Annotated in this window: 12 protein-coding genes; 5 read left to right on the top strand and 7 right to left on the bottom strand. The window is 37.3% G+C overall.

What is annotated here, in order from left to right; genetic code table 11:
• Position 1: 1 nt before the first annotated feature.
• Positions 2-3,094, bottom strand: coding sequence for a WGR domain-containing protein (locus tag OLM61_RS01295; RefSeq protein ID WP_264524734.1), 3,093 nt, complete (start codon positions 3,092-3,094; stop codon positions 2-4).
• A 157-nt stretch (positions 3,095-3,251) separates the two neighbouring features.
• On the opposite strand from OLM61_RS01295, the gene OLM61_RS01290 reads away from it, so the two are divergent.
• The 4 genes from OLM61_RS01290 to OLM61_RS01275 all read left to right on the top strand — a co-directional run bounded on the left by OLM61_RS01290 (position 3,252) and on the right by OLM61_RS01275 (position 5,821).
• Positions 3,252-3,401 carry a hypothetical protein gene (locus OLM61_RS01290; RefSeq protein WP_264524733.1) on the top strand — a complete coding sequence of 50 codons (150 nt, stop codon included), beginning with the start codon at positions 3,252-3,254 and terminating at the stop codon, positions 3,399-3,401.
• Between the two features lie 749 nt (positions 3,402-4,150).
• Positions 4,151-4,753: a DUF5565 family protein gene (locus OLM61_RS01285; protein WP_264524732.1), complete on the top strand. Its 603-nt coding sequence runs from the start codon at positions 4,151-4,153 to the stop codon at positions 4,751-4,753.
• 207 nt (positions 4,754-4,960) lie between these two features.
• On the top strand, positions 4,961-5,584 hold the full coding sequence (locus OLM61_RS01280; protein WP_264524731.1) for a hypothetical protein: 624 nt from the start codon (positions 4,961-4,963) through the stop codon (positions 5,582-5,584).
• A 12-nt stretch (positions 5,585-5,596) separates the two neighbouring features.
• Positions 5,597-5,821, top strand: a complete 225-nt coding sequence (locus OLM61_RS01275) for a hypothetical protein (protein ID WP_264524730.1) — start codon at positions 5,597-5,599, stop codon at positions 5,819-5,821.
• A gap of 74 nt (positions 5,822-5,895) precedes the next feature.
• On the opposite strand, the gene OLM61_RS01270 is transcribed toward OLM61_RS01275, so the two are convergent.
• The 6 genes from OLM61_RS01270 to OLM61_RS01245 all read right to left on the bottom strand — a co-directional run bounded on the left by OLM61_RS01270 (position 5,896) and on the right by OLM61_RS01245 (position 18,821).
• Positions 5,896-7,674, bottom strand: coding sequence for an AMP-dependent synthetase/ligase (locus OLM61_RS01270; RefSeq protein ID WP_264524729.1), 1,779 nt, complete (start codon positions 7,672-7,674; stop codon positions 5,896-5,898).
• Between the two features lie 169 nt (positions 7,675-7,843).
• Positions 7,844-8,275: a hypothetical protein gene (locus OLM61_RS01265; protein ID WP_264524728.1), complete on the bottom strand. Its 432-nt coding sequence runs from the start codon at positions 8,273-8,275 to the stop codon at positions 7,844-7,846.
• Between the two features lie 133 nt (positions 8,276-8,408).
• On the bottom strand, positions 8,409-10,811 hold the full coding sequence (locus tag OLM61_RS01260; RefSeq protein ID WP_264524727.1) for a TonB-dependent receptor domain-containing protein: 2,403 nt from the start codon (positions 10,809-10,811) through the stop codon (positions 8,409-8,411).
• 282 nt (positions 10,812-11,093) lie between these two features.
• Positions 11,094-14,747, bottom strand: coding sequence for a phosphoribosylformylglycinamidine synthase (gene purL / locus OLM61_RS01255; protein WP_264524726.1), 3,654 nt, complete (start codon positions 14,745-14,747; stop codon positions 11,094-11,096).
• A gap of 386 nt (positions 14,748-15,133) precedes the next feature.
• The gene (locus tag OLM61_RS01250; RefSeq protein ID WP_264524725.1) at positions 15,134-16,981 is read right to left on the bottom strand and encodes an endonuclease; all 1,848 of its coding nucleotides are present in this window, start codon (positions 16,979-16,981) and stop codon (positions 15,134-15,136) included.
• A gap of 322 nt (positions 16,982-17,303) precedes the next feature.
• Entirely contained in the window at positions 17,304-18,821 is a 1,518-nt protein-coding gene (locus tag OLM61_RS01245; RefSeq protein ID WP_264524724.1) for a hypothetical protein, read from the bottom strand.
• Between the two features lie 241 nt (positions 18,822-19,062).
• On the opposite strand from OLM61_RS01245, the gene OLM61_RS01240 reads away from it, so the two are divergent.
• Positions 19,063-19,494, top strand: a complete 432-nt coding sequence (locus OLM61_RS01240; RefSeq protein ID WP_264524723.1) for a PaaI family thioesterase — start codon at positions 19,063-19,065, stop codon at positions 19,492-19,494.
• Positions 19,495-19,498: the final 4 nt, after the last annotated feature.

The following is a 19,498-nucleotide window of genomic DNA, read 5'->3' as shown; positions in this document are numbered from 1 at the left end:
ATTATTTTAAAATTTGCTTAATCAATGATTTAAGCGAAGCATTATCTTTCCATTGTTCAAAGAAAGCAATCGCCTGTGACGATGGCTTCTGATTGGTTTTGGTAAGAATGTCAACATAGTTTTCTACAATTTTCTTGAAGTTCGTTGGCAGTTTCTCTTTTAAATCGAGATTTTCAAAGAAGGCATTTAACAACTTCAGTAAAGCATTATTATGCAGGGGCGAAATGTCTTTCAAAGCGGTAAGGCCATCGACCAGTCTTAAAAACACACCGTATTTTTCAGTTGCCAGAAAAGCTAAGTTTTTAGCAAATGGGGTAAGGTCGATTTTTTGTTTTTCGATGAGGTTAATCAAAACTTCCGATGCGAGTAATCGCAGGTCTTTCTTTTCCTGAAAAAAACTAACCGCAAACAAAAATAAACTGGTATCAGAGAATAAAAATCCAGGCCGGTTGATGATCTCTAAGAAGCCTTTTAATTCCGGTTTTGAACCATCGGCAACACCGCAATTTTGCAATAAGGTCAACGCAAGAGCATCTGAGTTTTGAGGAGTCAGACTGTGCCAGAAACACGTATTTCCGGCATAATTCAAACTATAATCCCAGCTGTTGGAACGCTGATAGATATCGAGGCTGTACAGCAGATAATTTGGAATTTTGGTGTAATTTGGCAAATCAAACCGCAGTTCGTACCAGGAAGGTGTTCGCTCTTTTTCTTTGGTTTGATAATTCGTCCATTCGTTCCATTTTTCTTTAAACTTAAACTCAGGTTTAAAAGGAGCTACCACAAACGGAACTGTTTTTAAATAAGTATTTTCAAATTCGGCGAAAGTATCGTTTGGATAAAAGGTCCTTGCTGCAACGGCCCAGAGTGATAATTTACCAGTTTCTTTGGTCGTTTTGCCCATGGTTGCCAGAAGTTTCGAAAACAGAGATTCAGAATCCAATTCGAGTTTTTCATTGACACCCAAACAAAAGGCTAATAAAGGTTTGAGATCTCCTTCTATTTTATCCAATAGAGGAATAGCTTCGGCTACATTTTCTCTCGGCATACGCACAATGGCAATCGCAAGATCGACGGCATCAATTTCTTCGTTGGTATTTTGATAGGCAATCACTCTTTCCAGCAAAACCTTCGGAGCCACCCAGTACGGTGTGTGACTAGGCAAGGAGAGTAGTGGTAAAGAGGAGTTTGTATCTATTTTTTGCTGCACTTTCTCTAACAAGGATTGTATTAAAGTCAGTGTATTGATTTTTGAATAATGTTTATAAGAACTGTCAAATTTGCTCTTGATATTTTGAATTTTTTGCTGTAAAAAAGATTTTACGAAATTTTTGTGAACGCTTTCAAAATAATGCTTCTGCAATTGTTTCTCATAAGGCTGTAATTGTGCCGCGTAATCCTCCGGAAACAAATCCCGTTGCGATATATAAATGTTGAACAGGATTTCTGAATCGACACTTTCTTCCGAATTAATGAAATTCCCAAACTGAAAAACAATATCATTCCAGTCTTTAGGTAATACCACTTCTTCGGTTAGTAACAGCTCTTTTTGAGGTTCAAAAACATATTCTTCCAGGACTGAAGTATCAGAACTTAAAGCCTCCTCATCTAAAAAAGGGGTTAGTCCTGACTTTATATTTCCCTGCATCAGGGTTACATAAGAGGATAGTTTTTCTTTAAGGGCTTTGTCTTTTGCGTTCGCAATTTTTAAAATAATTTTACTGGCGCGTTCCTGCAGCGTTAAGTCAGAGATTACATAAACATCGGCAATAACGGAAGCAATAGTGCTGCTTAATTTAGGATTCGATTTGTTGAGTTTCTCCAAAACCGGCAATACATTTTTAATGGCAGCTTTACAGTCGTTGCGCATCATTAAAGGCTCCAGCCATTCCAGAAACGATTTGGTTTTGAATTTTGGATGATCGTAAATCTTCTTGATCAATTCTATTCCGTAACTCGTTATAGGAGGATAGGCATTGTGCAGATAGGAGAATATATTTTCCTGATGAACAATAAGTTCGTCAGCAGTAACCTTAAACTCGTCTATTCTTTTTCTGAAAAAAGACTTAAGGTTGTTGTTCCATTCTTTAGTTTGAATCAGGATAGCATTTTCAATAAAGAAAGCGCGATCCATCTTTTTATCTTCTAATAATGATTGGTAAATAACGCTCCAGGTCTGGAATTCGTCGTGTTTTTGTTTGTCATTATCTCTAAAAAAAGTATTGTGAAGTGTCGTTTCATAATTAAACAACTCCGGAATATCTCTTTCATAGCCTATTTTATCTTCCAGAATCTTAGCAATAAAAACTCTGGTTTTCATTTTAGTACGCCATTCGTTTGTATCGGCCAGACATATAGCATACAATTCGGGATTGAATTGTATGAGTTCTAATTCTTCAAACTGTCTAAGAATTTGATAATTAAAGCTTCTCCAGTCTTGTCGTTTTATTTTATCGAGGATAAAAGTTTCAATCCAGTTTGGTTTTGCCCACAATAAAGTTTCGAGTACATAGGGTTTCTCGTTGGTTTCATCCAGTAATTGAAGGGCTTCATCCCACGAATTAATATCGGTTTTATCAAACAAGGCGATTGCGCTCAGAGTAATGATCTCGCTTTGAGTACGGTCACCACGTGTTCCCCAGCCATAATCGTGTTTGTCTTTTTTTACATAACCGGGATCTTTGGTTAAATCAGTATACGTCATCCAGTAACGTTTACATTTTTTAATGTGCTTTTTTAAAGCTTCGATATTCCCTTTTGCTTTTTCTTTCAGCAAAGGCAGCATCAAACTGATGTTTTTAGATTTTATAATGGCATCGTATTCTTCTAAAACCTGATCCGAGTTAGTGCTTTTGGCCGATTTTGGTTTAGAGATAACATCAACTTCTCCGGTTTCAGAATATCCTTTTTTAATTTTTTCGGCCAGTATTTTCTCTGCCATTTTCAAACATTCTTCATCTGTTGCAAAGCTTTTTGTTTGAGAAGTTCCTGAGGTTCCGTTTTTTCCGTAAGTGACAGTGTAATCTAATCCGGTAACTTCGATATCCCAGAATTTATCGGAGTTTCCATCAATGTATTTTAGGTTTTTTTTCATGTTTGTTTATGGACTGAATGGCTAAAAAAAAGTGTGCGTATATTCTCAAAAATATAAAATATTTAAAGTATAGCGCGGGTTTTAAATGGAAATTTTTGTTAAAATTGGTGGCGCTGTAGAGCCTGTTTCTGCACGAATAAAACGTAAATGTTAAATTATGTTAAAAAAAACACTTACTTTTGTTTCTGAAATGGAAATGAAAAATATAAATATCAATTGGTCGGTTGGACTATATAGTGATCGTTTGGCGGGATTTGCCCCTGCTAAAGGCTCTGGATGTGATATGTATTTTAGAATTGAAGTGTAAATGATCGTTACAAACTCAACATAAATATCATTAAAGCGTCCTCATCAGGGCGCTTTTTTTGTTTTTGGACGGTTAAAAAAACACTTTGATTCTGCCCGGAAGAATAATTTTAACCACTCAATAGGATGGAAAATGATAAAAAAGAACGCTTAACTAAAAATAATTGAAAAAATATTTGACCAATGTTATATGATAAAACTAAATTAATGAAATACAATTTTGAAAAGTAATCGGATGAGAGACAGTCATTTGAAATAATTAAGAAGCTGCACAACTATGCGGACAGGGATTTCTATGACTTTTTTAAAAGTGTAACTAATTGATTTTTAAATAGATGTCGTTAAAATTGATTTGGAAAATTGATTTTTTAGACATTATCTTTGCTGAAGAAAACACGGAGAACGAGTTTCGAACAATAACAACGATTTTAATATATAGTACAATACATAAAATGGACTTTAATAAAAATACACATATCGCAAAATTATCAAACGCCAGTTTTTACTCAGAACGTTTGGCAATACAGGTGCATGAATACGGGCAATAGGATAGTTATATCTTGTTAGATCTCATGAAGCACCTTTAATCGGGTGCTTTTTTTGTGTCTGTTTTTGAGGTACGGAGGTACAAAGGTGTAGAGGTACTGAGGCTTAACAGGAAGAAAACAAAACTTTGCGATTTTGCGTCTTTGCGAGAAAAATTAAGAGAAATTAACAAAAAACCAAGTCTAATTTAAATAACAAAAAGAAATGAAAAAGATAGGCACATTATTTGCAAAAGACCCTACGGATTTGGCAAAAGTGATTAATAAAATTAGTGACGAAAACAAATGGGTGATTGCCGGAAAGGCTGTCGCTACAAGAAAATTTGATGGTACAGCCGCCGCGATTATTAACGGAGCGCTATTCAAAAGATTTGATGCCAAAAAAGGACGTGTAATTCCCGCAGGTGCAATTGCATGCCAGGAAGCAGATACCATTACAGGACATCACCCGCATTGGCTAAAATGCGATCGTTCGAAAGCTGAAGACCGATTTTTCTTTGAAGGTTTTGATAATTTAAAAATCAAAACAGATGGAACATTCGAATTATGCGGGCCTAAGGTGCAGGGGAACCCTGAGAACTTAGCCAAGCATACACTAATCAGACATGGTAGTGAGGTTTTGGAGTTTTCAAGTTTTGAGTTCGATAATTTGAAGAAATTCTTGTCAGAGAATGATATCGAAGGCATTGTTTTTCACCATGAATCGGATGGCAGAATGTGTAAACTGAGAAAATCTGATTTTGGAATGAAACGTTTAGAAGTAGTCGAAGAAACAATATTGTATAATTTGAATATTTCTGACAAATGAGTAAAAAAATTACGTTTGACCATCATTTTGGTCGTACAGGTATAATTAGGTTTAAGGAGCAGCTGTTTGTTTTTATAAAAGAAATGAAAGCAGCACTCACTAGACTGCGGAACAGAAAGGAGGTTCAGGAACGCTGCAGGCTATTCAGGTGATAGCTGCTCAGAAGGTTTTTGTGATTGCCGGAAATTCCTAAAAAAAAGTAAGATTATGAAAAGTAATACATTAGAACTATATAAAAAAGCAATTAGAAATAAATATGAGATAGAAAAAAATGGGGAGTATTTTGATTATTTGTACAATCCTTCCCGTGGAAAACTTCGTGACTTTTGTTGGCTTATTTTCGAGAACAACGCAACAAAAGAGGATTTGAATGTTTTTAGAAATTTATTCTCTTTAGATTTCGATCACACCAAAAAGAACAAGTTTAAGGAACAGAAAGATAAGTTCAGACCTATTGAAACCTTCTTTAAAGGAGAAACAAATCCATCGAATATTGATGCGATAAATCTTGCTGCAATTATGGTCGATTTTCATCCGCGTCCTTTTAAAAAGTTTAACGAATACTGTAGAACTGAGGAAGGAAAACAGTTGGAATGTGCAACTAAAGCTGAGGTGATCGTTGAATTGAAGAAAGAAAGCCTAAAGATCGAACGTTTTGCAGAAGCCCAAAAGGAAGAGTCAGGTAAAGCTTCTAAAGCTGGAAATCTTTTTTTCAAGTTTAAAGATTTATCTAAGAAAATGAATCAGGATTCCGAAGGGCGAAAACGTCATTGGTCAATTGAAGAAAGTTTTCGTGAAATGAAATCTCGTTATAAGAGAAGATTAAATTAAAAAGAAGCAAAAATGAAATTTAAGAATAAAATGAGTAGTATCGATTTAGAGGCCAAGTGTTGGCAGAACGCAGCTCCTGAGGAACAGGAACGTACAATTATCGAATATGCATTGGCTGTTTTAGAAGCTGAAACTGGTAAAATTGCCCCAAATTATAAGGGTTTAAATCAGTCACAACGCTTAAACGTAAGTCCGTTTTGTGCAGAACTAATAACTAATGTTCCATATTTGAATTGATGTTTGCACCATTAAAAAACGGCTGTCCTGTAAAGGGCAGCCGTTTTAGGTTTGGTTGTTATTATTTTGATTTATTAATTCTGACCGTATATTTTAGCGTAAAGATCTTTGTATATTTCTTTGATGATTTTACGTTTTAATTTTAGGGTAGGAGTAAGTTGTCCGCCATCGATAGACCAAACATCCGGCGTTAACTCAAAACGTTTGATTTTTTCCCAGTGTCCGAATTTTTCATTGATTCCTTCTACTTCTTCGTCAATACGTTTGATAACCTGTGCATTGGTACTGATTTCTTTATCGGTACTTCCTAAAGTTATTTTGTGAATTTTTGCCCATTCTTTTACAAATTCAAAGTTAGGCTGAATAAAGGCAGCCGGCATTTTTTCGCCTTCCCCAATTACCATGATCTGCTCGATAAAACGAGATTGTTTCATGGCATTTTCAATTAATTGAGGAGCAATGTATTTTCCGCCTGAAGTCTTAAACATTTCTTTCTTACGGTCTGTGATTTTAAGGAAACCTTCACTGTCAATTTCGCCAATATCTCCTGTATGAAAATAACCGTCTTGTAAAGCTTCGGCTGTTTTTTCAGGATCTTTAAAGTAGCCTAGCATCACGTTTGGTCCTTTGCAAAGGATCTCACCGTCTTCGGCAATTTTAACTTCTACGTTTTGAATTGGTTTTCCAACTGTTCCAATTTTAAAGCCTCTGTTTCTCTGATCGTTTACGGCAATTACCGGTGATGTTTCAGATAAACCGTAACCTTCCATTACCGGAATTTCTGCCGCGGCAAAAACTCGCGCTAAACGTGGTTGCAATGCAGCACTTCCTGAAACCATTAAGTCTAATCTTCCTCCCAAACCTTCTTTCCATTTACTGAAAATAAGTTTGCGGGCAATTTTTAACTGAAATTCATACCAGGCGCCATTGGCTCCGTAGGGTTGGTATCTTAGTCCTAAATCAATAGCCCAGAAAAATAGTTTTTTCTTGATGCCGGTTAATTCAGCTCCTTTTGCATAAATTTTATCGTAAACTTTTTCCAGAAGTCTTGGTACAGCTGTCATTACATTTGGACGAACTTCTTTCAGGTTGTCACTGATTTTATCAATCGATTCACCAAAATAAACCGAGATACCATAATACTGATAGATGTACAGGATCATTCTCTCAAAAATATGACAAATAGGAAGGAAGCTCAATGCAGAACTTTTTCCCGGGTCAAACGGAATTCTTGGTGCACTGTCTAAAACATTAGAAACAATGTTTTTGTGAGAAAGCATAACCCCTTTAGGTCTTCCTGTTGTTCCGGAAGTATAAATGATAGTCGCTAAATTTTCTGGTAGAATGCTGTCTTTTCTGGCTTCAACTTCGCTCTGATTGCTATCGTCTTTTCCAAGCTCTAATAATTCAGACCAGTGTTTACAGCCTTCAATTTCATTAAAAGAATAGACTTCTTTTAAAGTGGGAACGTTTGCTTTGATCGCGTTTACTTTATCAAGTACTTCCGTATCCGATACAAAGCAGTAAATACTTCCGCTATGGTTTAATATATATTCGTAATCTTCTTCGGCTATGGTTGGGTAAATCGGTACGTTTTGTGCACCGGTTTGCAGGATACCAATATCCATAATATTCCACTCCGTACGGTTGTTAGAAGTGATTAATGCAATTTTATCATCTTTTTGAACACCCATGCGCAATAATGCTCTTGAAATGGCATTTGCTTTTGCAATATATTCCTGGCTAGATGTTTTTTCCCAGACTCCGTTTTTTTTAGTTGCTAAGGCAACCTGAAGGTTATAAGTTTCTTGTTGATAATAGGGAAAATCAAAAAGGCGTGTGATTGAAACCATGTTTAAAATGTTGAATTTTATCGCAAATTAAATAAAAATTAGGGATAATTTTTATATTTATGAAAATTTATGGGAAAAATTATAACTACTTTAGAAAATCAACGAAAACGTTTTCTTTTTTGTAGTAAAATTTAGAAAAACCAATAAAAAAATGATTTTTGTGTAGTAATTATTGTACGTTATAATCTACATATTCTTTTACTCTTTCTCCCATCAGAAACATCTTTTTCTTAGCAAAATGAATCGAAAATTGAGTGTAATTCCACTCCTCACTATCATCGGTACGGTACCAGAAAGTATAAGAAGCACTGTTGAAACCTTCTTTGAAAACCGGAATACCTTCTTCGGTACATTCAATTCCCCAGTTGATCTTTTTTTTGCTTAAATCGTCATACTGAATAACTCCTGTTCCGTCCGGATTTAATACGGTAGAAGGCTCTTTTTGTCCTGTTGGTAAAAAAGTTCCCGGAACCGGATAACCAATTGTAGTCGTAATAAAATGATCACGAACTTTGTAAGTGATTCGGTCTACCTGAATTTGGGAATGTGATTTTACGGCAATAAATAATAAAGTAAAAAGAAATACTTTTAGGATTTTCATTCTATGTAGGTTTAAGGGTTTTTGGAGCTGCCAAAAAAATCCGGGACACGAATTTTTTGGCGAATATAGTTCAATTTTTACTAGAAAAATGAATCCAAATTACAAGAATGATTTTTTTTACCGTAATGTAATGTTACTCTGTCGAAAACTGGTTTTCCAATAATTTTTCCTTAAAGTCCGATTTAAAAGTGTAAGCAAAAGTAATCATTAGCGCACGGGTATCTGATTTTGAAGTACGATGGTTACTGAACAGGGCCGTGTTGTTTTTAAAACCGCTTTCAAGTGTGTTAAACATATCAGTAACCACTAAGCCTAAACGGGCATTACCCTTACCAAGTTTTTGCTGAAATCCCATGTCAACATTATAAATCGGAATCCTTTTTCCCTGTGCAGTAGCGAGAGCTGAATTGTAATTTCCGATAATTTGCAGTTTCCCGCCTTTCCAGGGAACAAAATTATTGATGATCTTTCCGTACCAGCTAAAAGCATTGTTTACTACATTCTGAGCCAGATTAGAAGCATTTATATTTTGCTGGAAAGCGGTAATGCTGATGTTGGCATCATAAAAACCAATTGGTTTTAAGCTGAAAATAGTTTCAAGACCATAAGTAATAGTACTTCCGATATTTCTGGGCTGCTGTAAAACAACTCCATTGTCCTGCAATTCTGCATATTGCCTGATGCTATTGGTTGCGTTTCGATAAAAAGCATTGGTCGAAAAGGAGTATTTAGACCATTCTTTGGTATAACCGCTTTCGATGATGTGAATGATTTCGGGTTTTAAATACGGATTTCCTCCATGTGGATTTAAAGCGTCCGTAATGTCAATAAAAGGATTTAAATTGTCTAAATCCGGACGGTTGATGCGTTTGCTGTATCCTATTTTTAGAAATTCATCCGAAGCTAAATTAAGCTGTAATGAGGCAGAAGGAAAAAGTTTTATATAATGATTCGAAAAGTTGTCACTGTTGTTTTGTGTCTTTCCGTTGTTTGAAACCTGTTCGGCGCGCAGTCCTAAATTGTATTTCCATTTTGGAGCTTCTTTAGCACCAATGTAAGAGTTTAACATTCCATAAACTGCATTGATCTGCTCGTTGAATTTAAAGCCGTTACTGGCCAGCGGATTTACAATGTATTCTCCATTCGTCTGATCGGCGCTTTGAAAATCGGAGTCGAAAAATCGGAAGGTTCCTTTGTAACCTGTCTCTAAAATTGATTTTTCAGAAACCGGAAGGGCATAATTTACCACGGCATTTGAGATGTTTTCGTGCTCGTAATTGTGTGTTCTTTGCCATGCAGCAGCACCAATCAGGTTGTAGTATTGGTCGAATTGATAGGTGTCGATGTCTGTATTTTCTCTGTGTTTATTAAAAGAAGAAGTAATGCTGGCATTCAGACTCTTTCGGTCATCGGTAAATTTGCGATCGTAGCTAAAAGCAAGTTCACCTACCTTAGAACGTTCAAGTTCCAGAGAATGTCTTTTGTTGTTAGAGAAAAACTGATTGGCACTGTTGTTTACCTGCGTGTACAGCGTTTCGCCATTGTCCTGACTTTCCATGTTTCCCAAAGCCTCAAAAGAGAAACTATTGTTTTCGTTAGGCGAAAAGTCAATGTTGAATTTCAAATTTTGCAAACCTTCTGTACGTTGATCGCTTCGATTTTGATTGATGTAATGCTCGTCATCGATCAGGTAATTGATTCTTTCTCCTTTTATTTTTTTAGTTCTTCCCGCAAAACGATTGTCGTATCCCAGTCCAAAATTCCATTTGTCCGTTTTATGATTTAAGAGTACAGAGCTGTTTAATCTGCCTTTGGCACCAAATCCGCTCCCTAAAACCACTGCGCCATTCATGCCGCTTTGGTTGTTTTTTTTGAGTTTGATGTTGATAATACCACTCTCTGCATTGGCATCGTATTTAGCCGTAGGATTGCTGATGATCTCTATACTTTCAATACTGCTCGCGGCAATCTGGTCCATATTGGTAATGGCAGAGTTTTTTCCGTTGATTAAAATCATTGGAGATTTTCCTCTCAAAGTAATTCCCCCGTCTGCATCAACGGCAACGGATGGAATGTTTTTTAGCATATCTGTAGCTGTTCCGCCTGCCTGTGTCAGATTGGAAACTGCATTAAAAATAAAACCTTCGTCAGTCTTTTGAATTTGCTTCTTTTGAGAGTTTACAACCACAGCATTTAGTAAATTGGCATCGGTGTGCAATGTTATGGTTCCAACTGAAAGTGGAGTGCCCGCAAATTTTACTTTTTGAGTAAGGGTTTTGAATCCGATTAATCTGAATTGCAGCTGATATTCGCCGGAAGCAAGATTGTCTAAAGAAAAATTTCCCAAAGCGTCTGTAACAGCATATCCGGCTACTTTTGTAGAATCGGCGGTGTTTTTTAAAACGACATCGACAAATTCGATGGCCAGTTTTCCGTCAGAAACAGTTCCTTTTACAGAAGAATTTTGTGCAAATGTAACTTGGCTTATAAGTAATAAGAGTAGTAAAAGCGATAATTTTGGCGTCCATTTTTTCATGAGACAAAGATATTTATCGCATTAAAAACAGTTTATTAAAGTGCCTTAAGATACTATTAAATTAGTCTTAGAGTCGTTTTAAATAATCTCGATTTATGGTATAACAACGATTTAGACAAAGTTTGTTATTCCGAGGAACGAGGAATCTTCGCAAGTAGTTTCGTCCAGAATAGTTGCCAATCTTTGTCGAGTTTCTCACGAAGAGTCGTCGTTCCTCGGAATGACAAGATTGTGGCAAAAAAAAGCGCCTGAATTTCAGGCGCTTTTAGTAAAAATATATTTTTAGTTTTTCTCAATCCATTTTCTGGCGTTGACAAAAGCTTCGTGCCAAGGAGAAACCTCGTCATTTCTGTCTTTTGGATAGTGCGCCCAGTTCCATTGGAAGGTTGAACGCTCGATATGTGGCATCATAACTAAATGTCTTCCGGTTTTGTCGCACAGCATGGCCGTGTTGTAATCAGATCCGTTAGGGTTAGCAGGATAACCTTCGTAAGCATATTTTGAAACGATGTTGTAGTTTTCCTCCGCTAAAGGCAATTTGAATTTACCTTCTCCGTGAGAAACCCATACTCCTAAAGTACTTCCGGCCAATGTCGATAACATTACCGAATTGTTCTCCTGTACTTTTACTGAGGTAAAGATACTTTCGTGTTTCTGGCTTTCGTTGTGAAGCATTTTTCCGTGAACTTCATGCTCCGGATTGATTACTTCCAATTCCATAAACAATTGACAACCGTTACAAATTCCAACCGATAACGTATCTTCTCTTTTGAAGAAATTATCCAATGCCGTTTTGGCTTTTTCGTTGTATAAGAAAGCTCCGGCCCAACCTTTGGCAGAACCTAAAACATCAGAGTTAGAGAAACCTCCAACAGCACCAATAAACTGGATATCTTCAAGTGTTTCACGACCCGAAATCAAATCGGTCATGTGAACGTCTTTTACATCAAAACCAGCCAGGTACATTGCATTTGCCATTTCGCGCTCAGAATTACTTCCTTTTTCACGAATGATAGCAGCTTTTGGTCTCACGGCTTCACTTGAAATCACAGGCTTTTTACCCGTAAAGTGAGCTGGGAAAGTATAATTTAAAACCTGATTTTTATAGTTTTCGAAACGTGCCTGCGCTCTTCCGTTTTTAGATTGTTTCTGATCTAATAAATAAGAAGTTTCAAACCAGATGTCTCTGTACTTCGCAATATCCAAATTATAATTTCCAAATTCCAAACTTGGGGTGCTTTGAACTGAACCAATTTTGAAGAATTCGATATGGTTGGCTTTTAATTTAGCTTCAACCGCTGCATCCGATTTCGCCTGGAAAACGATTCCTATGTTTTCAGCGAAAAGGATTTTTAATAAGTCTTTTTCCGCGAAAGCGCTGAAATCAATTTTAGCTCCAAGGTTTACGTCGGCAAAACACAATTCTAATAAAGTAGTGATTAAACCACCGCTTCCGATATCGTGTCCGGCTAAGATTTGGTTGTCACCAATTAATTCCTGAATCGTATTAAATGCATTTTTGAAGAAAGCAGCGTCTTTAATAGTCGAAGTTTCTTTTCCAATAGTGTTTCTGATTTGTGCAAAAGAAGAACCTCCTAGTTTGAAATCGTCCTGAGACAAATTGATATAATAAATAGAATCTCCGTTTTTCTGTAAAACTGGCTCTACTACTTTTCTAATATCGGTACAGTTTCCACCAGCCGAAATAATTACCGTTCCCGGTGCGATTACTTCGTCATTTGGATATTTTTGTTTCATCGAAAGTGAATCTTTTCCGGTTGGAATGTTGATTCCCAATTCGATTGCAAATTCTGAACAACCTTCTACAGCTGCGTACAAACGAGCGTCTTCACCTTCGTTTTTACAGGCCCACATCCAGTTGGCAGATAATGAAATTCCTTTTAATCCGTTTTTAATTGGCGCCCAAACAATGTTTGACAACGATTCTGCGATCGCATTTCTGCTTCCCGCAACCGGATCAATCAAAGCCGCAATAGGTGCGTGGCCAATAGAAGTTGCAATTCCTTCTTTACCTAAATAATCCAGAGCCATAACCCCAACATTATTCAAAGGCAATTGTAGTGGTCCTGCGTTTTGCTGTTTTGCAACTTTTCCACCCACACAACGGTCTACTTTATTGGTTAACCAGTCTTTTGATGCTACAGCCTCTAAACGTAAAACGTCTTGTAGATAACTTTCGAAATTTGCTGCGTCGTAAGCTACATCAGCATATTTTCTGTCGATTGTTTTGTCTGTCATTACCGTTTTTGGAGAGCTTCCGAAGAAATCTTCCAAAGCGTAATCCATCGGTTTTGAACCGTTTGATTTTGATTCGAATGTAAAACGGTGATCACCCGTTACATCTCCAACCTGATACATTGGCGAACGCTCTCTGTCGGCAATTCTTTGTAGAGTATCGATGTCTTTTTGACCAATAACCAATCCCATTCTTTCCTGAGATTCGTTACCGATAATTTCTTTAGCCGAAAGCGTCGGGTCTCCAACAGGTAATTTATCCAAGTCGATTAATCCTCCGGTTTCTTCTACCAATTCTGAAAGACAGTTTAAGTGTCCTCCTGCTCCGTGATCGTGAATAGAAACAATTGGGTTGTGATCGCTTTCTACCAAACCACGAATGGCATTGGCAGCACGTTTTTGCATTTCTGGATTCGAACGCTGGATGGCATTTAATTCAATACCTGAACCAAAAGCTCCGGTGTCTGCAGAAGAAACCGCAGCTCCACCCATTCCGATTCTATAGTTTTCTCCACCAAGAATTACGATTTTATCACCTTCCTGTGGTTTTTGTTTGATCGATTGATCTAATTTTCCGTAACCGATTCCACCTGCCTGCATGATTACTTTGTCGTAACCAATTTTGCGGTCGTTTTCTGAATGTTCGAAAGTTAAAACAGAACCTGTAATAAGTGGTTGTCCAAATTTATTTCCAAAATCAGAAGCTCCGTTTGAAGCTTTGATTAAAATATCCATTGGAGTCTGGTACAGCCATTTTCTTTCTTCAACAGCATTTTCCCATTTTCTTTCGCCGTTTAAACGAGAGTAGGAAGTCATGTAAACAGCGGTTCCTGCTAATGGCAAAGAACCTTGTCCGCCAGCCAGACGGTCGCGAATTTCTCCTCCTGATCCTGTTGCTGCTCCATTGAAAGGCTCTACAGTGGTTGGGAAATTGTGTGTTTCTGCTTTTAATGAAATAACAGAATCGAATTCTTTTATTTCGTAAAAATCAGGTTTGTCAGCTGTTTTAGGTGCAAACTGCTGCACTTTTGGTCCTTTTACAAAAGCAACGTTGTCTTTGTAAGCAGAAACAATATCGTTAGGGTTTTCCTGTGATGTTTTTTTGATTAATTTGAATAAAGAAGTTTCTTTTTCTTCTCCGTCAATTACAAAAGTTCCATTGAAAATTTTGTGGCGGCAGTGCTCTGAATTCGCTTGCGAGAAAGCAAAAATTTCAGAATCGGTTAGTTTTCGTCCCAGTTTTACAGCAAGATTGTCTAAATAATCTACTTCTTCCTGACTTAAAGCCAAACCTTCTACTTTATTGTAAGTGGCAATATCATCAATTTCCAGAATAGGTTCCGGTTGCACATTGATCGTAAAAATTTCCTGATCTAATTGGCTGAATTTTTGAAAGAGCATTGGGTCAAAATCTGAAAAATCAGCTGTTGCCGGATGAAATTCTTCAATTCTGATAATGCCTGTAATACCCATGTTCTGAGTGATTTCTACAGCATTTGTACTCCATGGAGTGATCATAGTGGCACGAGGGCCAACAAAAAAATCCGTCAGTGCGGATTTTTCGATCTTATTGGAGTCGGCAAAAAGCCAGTTTAGTTTTGAAATGTCTTGAGCCGAAATTTCGTTTTGCGTTTGTACTGCAAAAACAGTTTTGCTTTGGTTTTCAAAGAAATGGATCATTGTGATGTGTAGTTTGTTGTATTGAAGTGCAAATTTAGTGTAAATAAATAGCAAGCGCAAATTTGAAAATAAACTCTTTTGAAAAAAAATGAAGCTGCTTTTTGAAACCCTATAAATGCTATGAGCTCCTTTTAGAAGTTGGTGTAATTGTTCTTGATGTTTTGATCTCGCGAAGACGCAAAGGCGCAAAGTTTTTAGTTTTTCGCAGTGAATGGATGATAAGATATTCTAATGCTGTAAATCTGCGCAAATTATGTAGTGAGTTTTCGATCTGCCTGATCTGCAAAATCTGCGAGAAAAAATAAGGATAGCGTTCTTCTTTAAATGGTATAAAAAAACAGCGACACTATTGCCGCTGTTTTTCTTTAGTAAGCACTCGTATGTAATTAGTTGATTACGATTTTTTTACTGAAATTTTCAGAACCTTTACTAATACGAACAATGTACACGCCTTTTGGTACATTATTTATCGTTGATAATGAATCAGTAGTATTTAATTTCTCAAATACTTTTTGACCTAATATTGAAATTATCCCGATAGAATAGGGTGCTTCTAAATTGTTAAAATAAACCGTGAAGTTGCCCTGTGAAGGGTTTGGGTAGATAACCAACTCCTTTGTTGAAGCTTCTTCTGTTTCAGAAAGACCATCTTTTATCCGTTTGGTACCCAGATTAGAACAGGTGTCAACTCCAAATGAATCCCATTGCGCCGACAGGTTAAAAGTGGTGCTTGGGGCAGTAACGGTTGCTTTTCTTCTTATAGTAACATCGGCTGCAAAATTTGCCGCTCCGCCACTAAAAGTTCCGATGATGTCAATCAGAACGCCATTTTTGAATAATCCGATAGGGTCATTTCCGTTAAAAGCCAGCTCAGTTGCTGTTGTTGAAAGGTTGGCCGAACCGGTCGAATAACAACTGGAAGACATTAGATTGTTTACGATTGTAAATTTAGCTCCCGAAGCCAAAGTTCCGGTCAGCGCTAAGCCCGTACTCCAGGAACCTGCACCGTTGGTTTGTTTTTTTATGGTATAGGCTGATAAATTTACAGCTGCTCCGGTATTGTTGGCAATAACCACTGCTTTGTTGTTTCCGGATCCTTCGATGTATTCAGAAAAAAGCAAATCACTTGTTGTTCCTCCGGTTCCTCCACTGCTGTCGGTTGTTACGGCAATGGTGTTGCTCAACGCTGAAGTATTGGCGGCTGCATCTCTTGCATTCACGTTAATGTTATAACTGGTAGAAGCTGTTAGTCCTGTGATTGTGGCAGATAATCCCGTCACGGTTGTTTTCAAAACTCCGTTTGAATAAACGTTGTAACCGGTTACGCCTACATTATCTGTTGAAGCGGTCCAGCTCACTGTAATTGAAGTCGCAGTTTTAGCGGTAGAGGCTAAACTGGTTGGAGCAGTTGGTGCCTGAGTATCTGCTGAAGTATTCCAGATTTGATTTACATATTCCGGATGATCGATGAAAGGGTTTCTGTTATTTTGACGGGCATAAATCGCATTGTTTCGGGCAATTTCTCTGGCACTTACCGGATCTTGCGTGTGCCAAGCCAGAAGAATGTTTAAGAATGTCGCTGTAAAAATTTTGTTGCTCGAACCGTCAAACATAGGATAAGAATAGCCTGAAACGGTATTTTCATAACGGGTGGCAAAGTAAAAATACATTCGGGCAATATCGCCTTTGAATTCGTTGATAGGCTCAAATACAGTTCCGGTATATCCTGAAGTGGAGTTTGCTCCCAGTTTTCCTCCATTTTTAGAAATATAAGTTGGTGTATTCACTACGCCATGTGGAAAATTGGAGCGGACTCCGTTTACTTTTCCATCGGTTGGGGTGATAAAATGAGCATCGGCTACCATTGGAGACTGTTCGTTAAAAACAGATTGGGGAATGATATGTTCTCTGTTGTAGCAGTCGCCTTCTACGACATAGTTGCCACAACGCTGTGTGGATGCTATGCTATAATTGTAAGGGTCGGTTCCGGCAGGGTTTTCTGAGTACATGTCTAAAACTGTCCCGTCGTTTTCGTAAAAATTATCAATATCTGAAGTTTGATAAGTGGTGTACAAGCCAGCATAACCGTTATTGGTATGTCCTTTTATGATGTTGTACAATTGTGTTTTTAAAGTGTAACCCGAGCCTGTTGCGGTGCTGTAATAGCCGGATGGAATTTGTGCAAATGATGCGGTAATAAAAAAGAATAATACATACGAGTAGATTTTTTTCATAAATAGCAGTAGTTAAATTTGGTTTTTTAATAAATGAGTGTTTCCTGTTTTAATTTATTAATTGTCTCAAATTTACTACTTTATGAAACACGTTGCGTTAAGCGATGTTTAAATTAAGATAATTTTTCTTACGGTTGTAAAGAGAGCCGCGAAGGCGCGAGTATGCTACGTTTTTGACTTTTTAGCACACAGCGGCAAGCCCATTGGTTTTGTTGGGTTAGAGAAAAAGTTTAGACTTTTAAGAAAGAACTATAGACCAAAAAGAAGATGTGTAAAGAGGAAAAAAACTTTGCGTCTTAGCGAGCAATTTTTTCAGTAGTCTTTATTTTGGAAATGCCGCACTCTGATAAGCTCCTAAATCCGGTGGAGAAGTTCTGGTTTTTCCAATAATATCCTGAGGAACGTTATAAGCCTGATTTCCTTTCGCGAAAGCGGCAGAAGTATTGTCAATGTTGAACAGGTTCTTGGCTACATTAAAGAACTTTGGATTCTCGTTTAGAATGATCTGGTTGTAGTGCGCGGGATCTGTTTTAAATTGATAATCGGGATTGGTCGTAGAACTGCTGAATTTTACTAAGCAATTGTTGAGCTGATATACAAAGGCTGTCGCAGCATTTTTACTCAGATTGAATTCATTAGTGCCCGATCCGTAAATGATACAATTGTTAAAAGTTGCCTGTGTCAGCGGATTTGTTTCCGGTACGGCATTGGCCAGGCTATTGCTGAGCTGAACCGCAAATTGTGAATTGTTGGACCAGCTGTTGTTGAAAGTACAATGTGTGAACTTATAATTTCCGCCATATACGCAGGACAAACTGGCCAGACCGGCATAATTAATAACGATGTTTTCTCCGTTTATGCGGGCATTTTGAGCTAGTATTCCGTATTCGGCAGAATTGTAAATCTGAGTATTTTTGATTTGAATAGTCGAAGCAGCATCAGGATTTTTGAAATTTAAACCAATAACAGCATTTTTCAGAGTAAGATGGTTTATGGTGTGATTGGTGCTTCCGTTCGCAAAAATAACCGAGTTCCATTGCCCCGGAATATTGTCGTAAAGTGACTCTAAGCGATCGCCTTCAAATACCACTTCATTCTCTAATTTAGGAGTTGCAGATGTTGTTCCGTTAATGTGTAAAGAGGCTTTGTCGTCAATAAAAAGTCCTGAATTGGCGTGGAAAAACACACGTGCTCCTGCTTCGAAAGTGACGGTTTTATTTTTGGGAACTCCAGCATATCCGTAGATAACATAGGGTTTTTGTTTGGTGAAAAGCAATTCATTTCCGTTTACAGGATCATTGTCATCGAGATAAAAACCATCTACATCTTTGCCTTCAATTTTAATTTTCTCTTTGCTTCCGTCGGGATTTTGCTTCGGATAAAGAAAAACAGCATCCTGAATCAGCGTGACCAAAGCGACTTCCTGAAGGTTAGCACCGCTGTCAAACTGAATTTTATCGGTATATAAAAAGTCGGTTGGGTTGGCATCTGTAATATCTGCAGTGGTTTCTACAAAAATATACAAGCTGTCTTTGGCTAAAAGTGTAACGTCCTTGAAGATTTTACCATTGTTTCCGCTCGTCCCGTCAACCGTCATTCGGTATTTTGAATTTAAGCCGTTTTTGAGCTGAATGACCGGAATTGAAATGTCATTTTTGCTTCTATTGTACACCTTAAGCTGGTAGGTAGCAGAGCCAATATTTTTAAAAACAGTATCCAGATAAACGGTGTCTTTTGAAAACTTCAAATCTCCGGAACTGGCAACGGTATCAAAATCAGTTCGGCAAGAGCTGAAAGTTATAAGTAATCCGAGAATAAGAAGTATAAAGTATTGACGCATTTGTTTGGCTTTTTTGCCACAGATTATAAGGATTTAAATGATTTTGCCTGAAGCAAAAAAAATCGGTAATAAGCTGTGTAATCTGTGGCATAAAAAAAATCTTTGCAACAGATCAATATTAATGTTTTTGTAAAAATAGCAAAAAACTTACATGTTTGAAGTTGAATTTTAATTTTAGAATGTGATTTTCGAATTTGTATCTCATCTTTTCTTTAATTTTACGATTTTAAAGTCTATTTTAATGAATTATACAAAAGAACAGATTTTAGCACACTGTAATGAGTTTTCTAAAAACACATTGATGGAAACGCTAAAAATAGAATATGTTGACGCAGGAGCTGATTTTTTAACTGCAAAAATGCCTGTAAACCCTTCTGTTCACCAGCCAATGGGCTTGTTACACGGCGGTGCTTCGGTTGCTCTGGCGGAAAGTGTAGGGAGTGCGGCATCCTTCTTTTTTATCAATCCAAATGAACAAGAAGTACGCGGAATAGAAATTTCGGCCAATCACCTGAAAAGTATCAGAGAAGGATGGGTTTTCGGAACAGCGCGAATCATTCACAAAGGAAAAAGTATTCATCTGTGGGAGATTAAAATTACCGACGAGGCCGGAAATTTGATTTCGCTTTGCAAACTGACCAATATGGTTTTGGACAGAAAGAAAACAGTATAGAAAT

Source organism: Flavobacterium sp. N502536, assembly GCF_025947345.1.
In the GTDB taxonomy this organism is placed as follows: domain Bacteria; phylum Bacteroidota; class Bacteroidia; order Flavobacteriales; family Flavobacteriaceae; genus Flavobacterium.
Note: the sequence above shows the minus strand (reverse complement) of the source record. Positions and strands in the feature narration are given on the sequence as shown.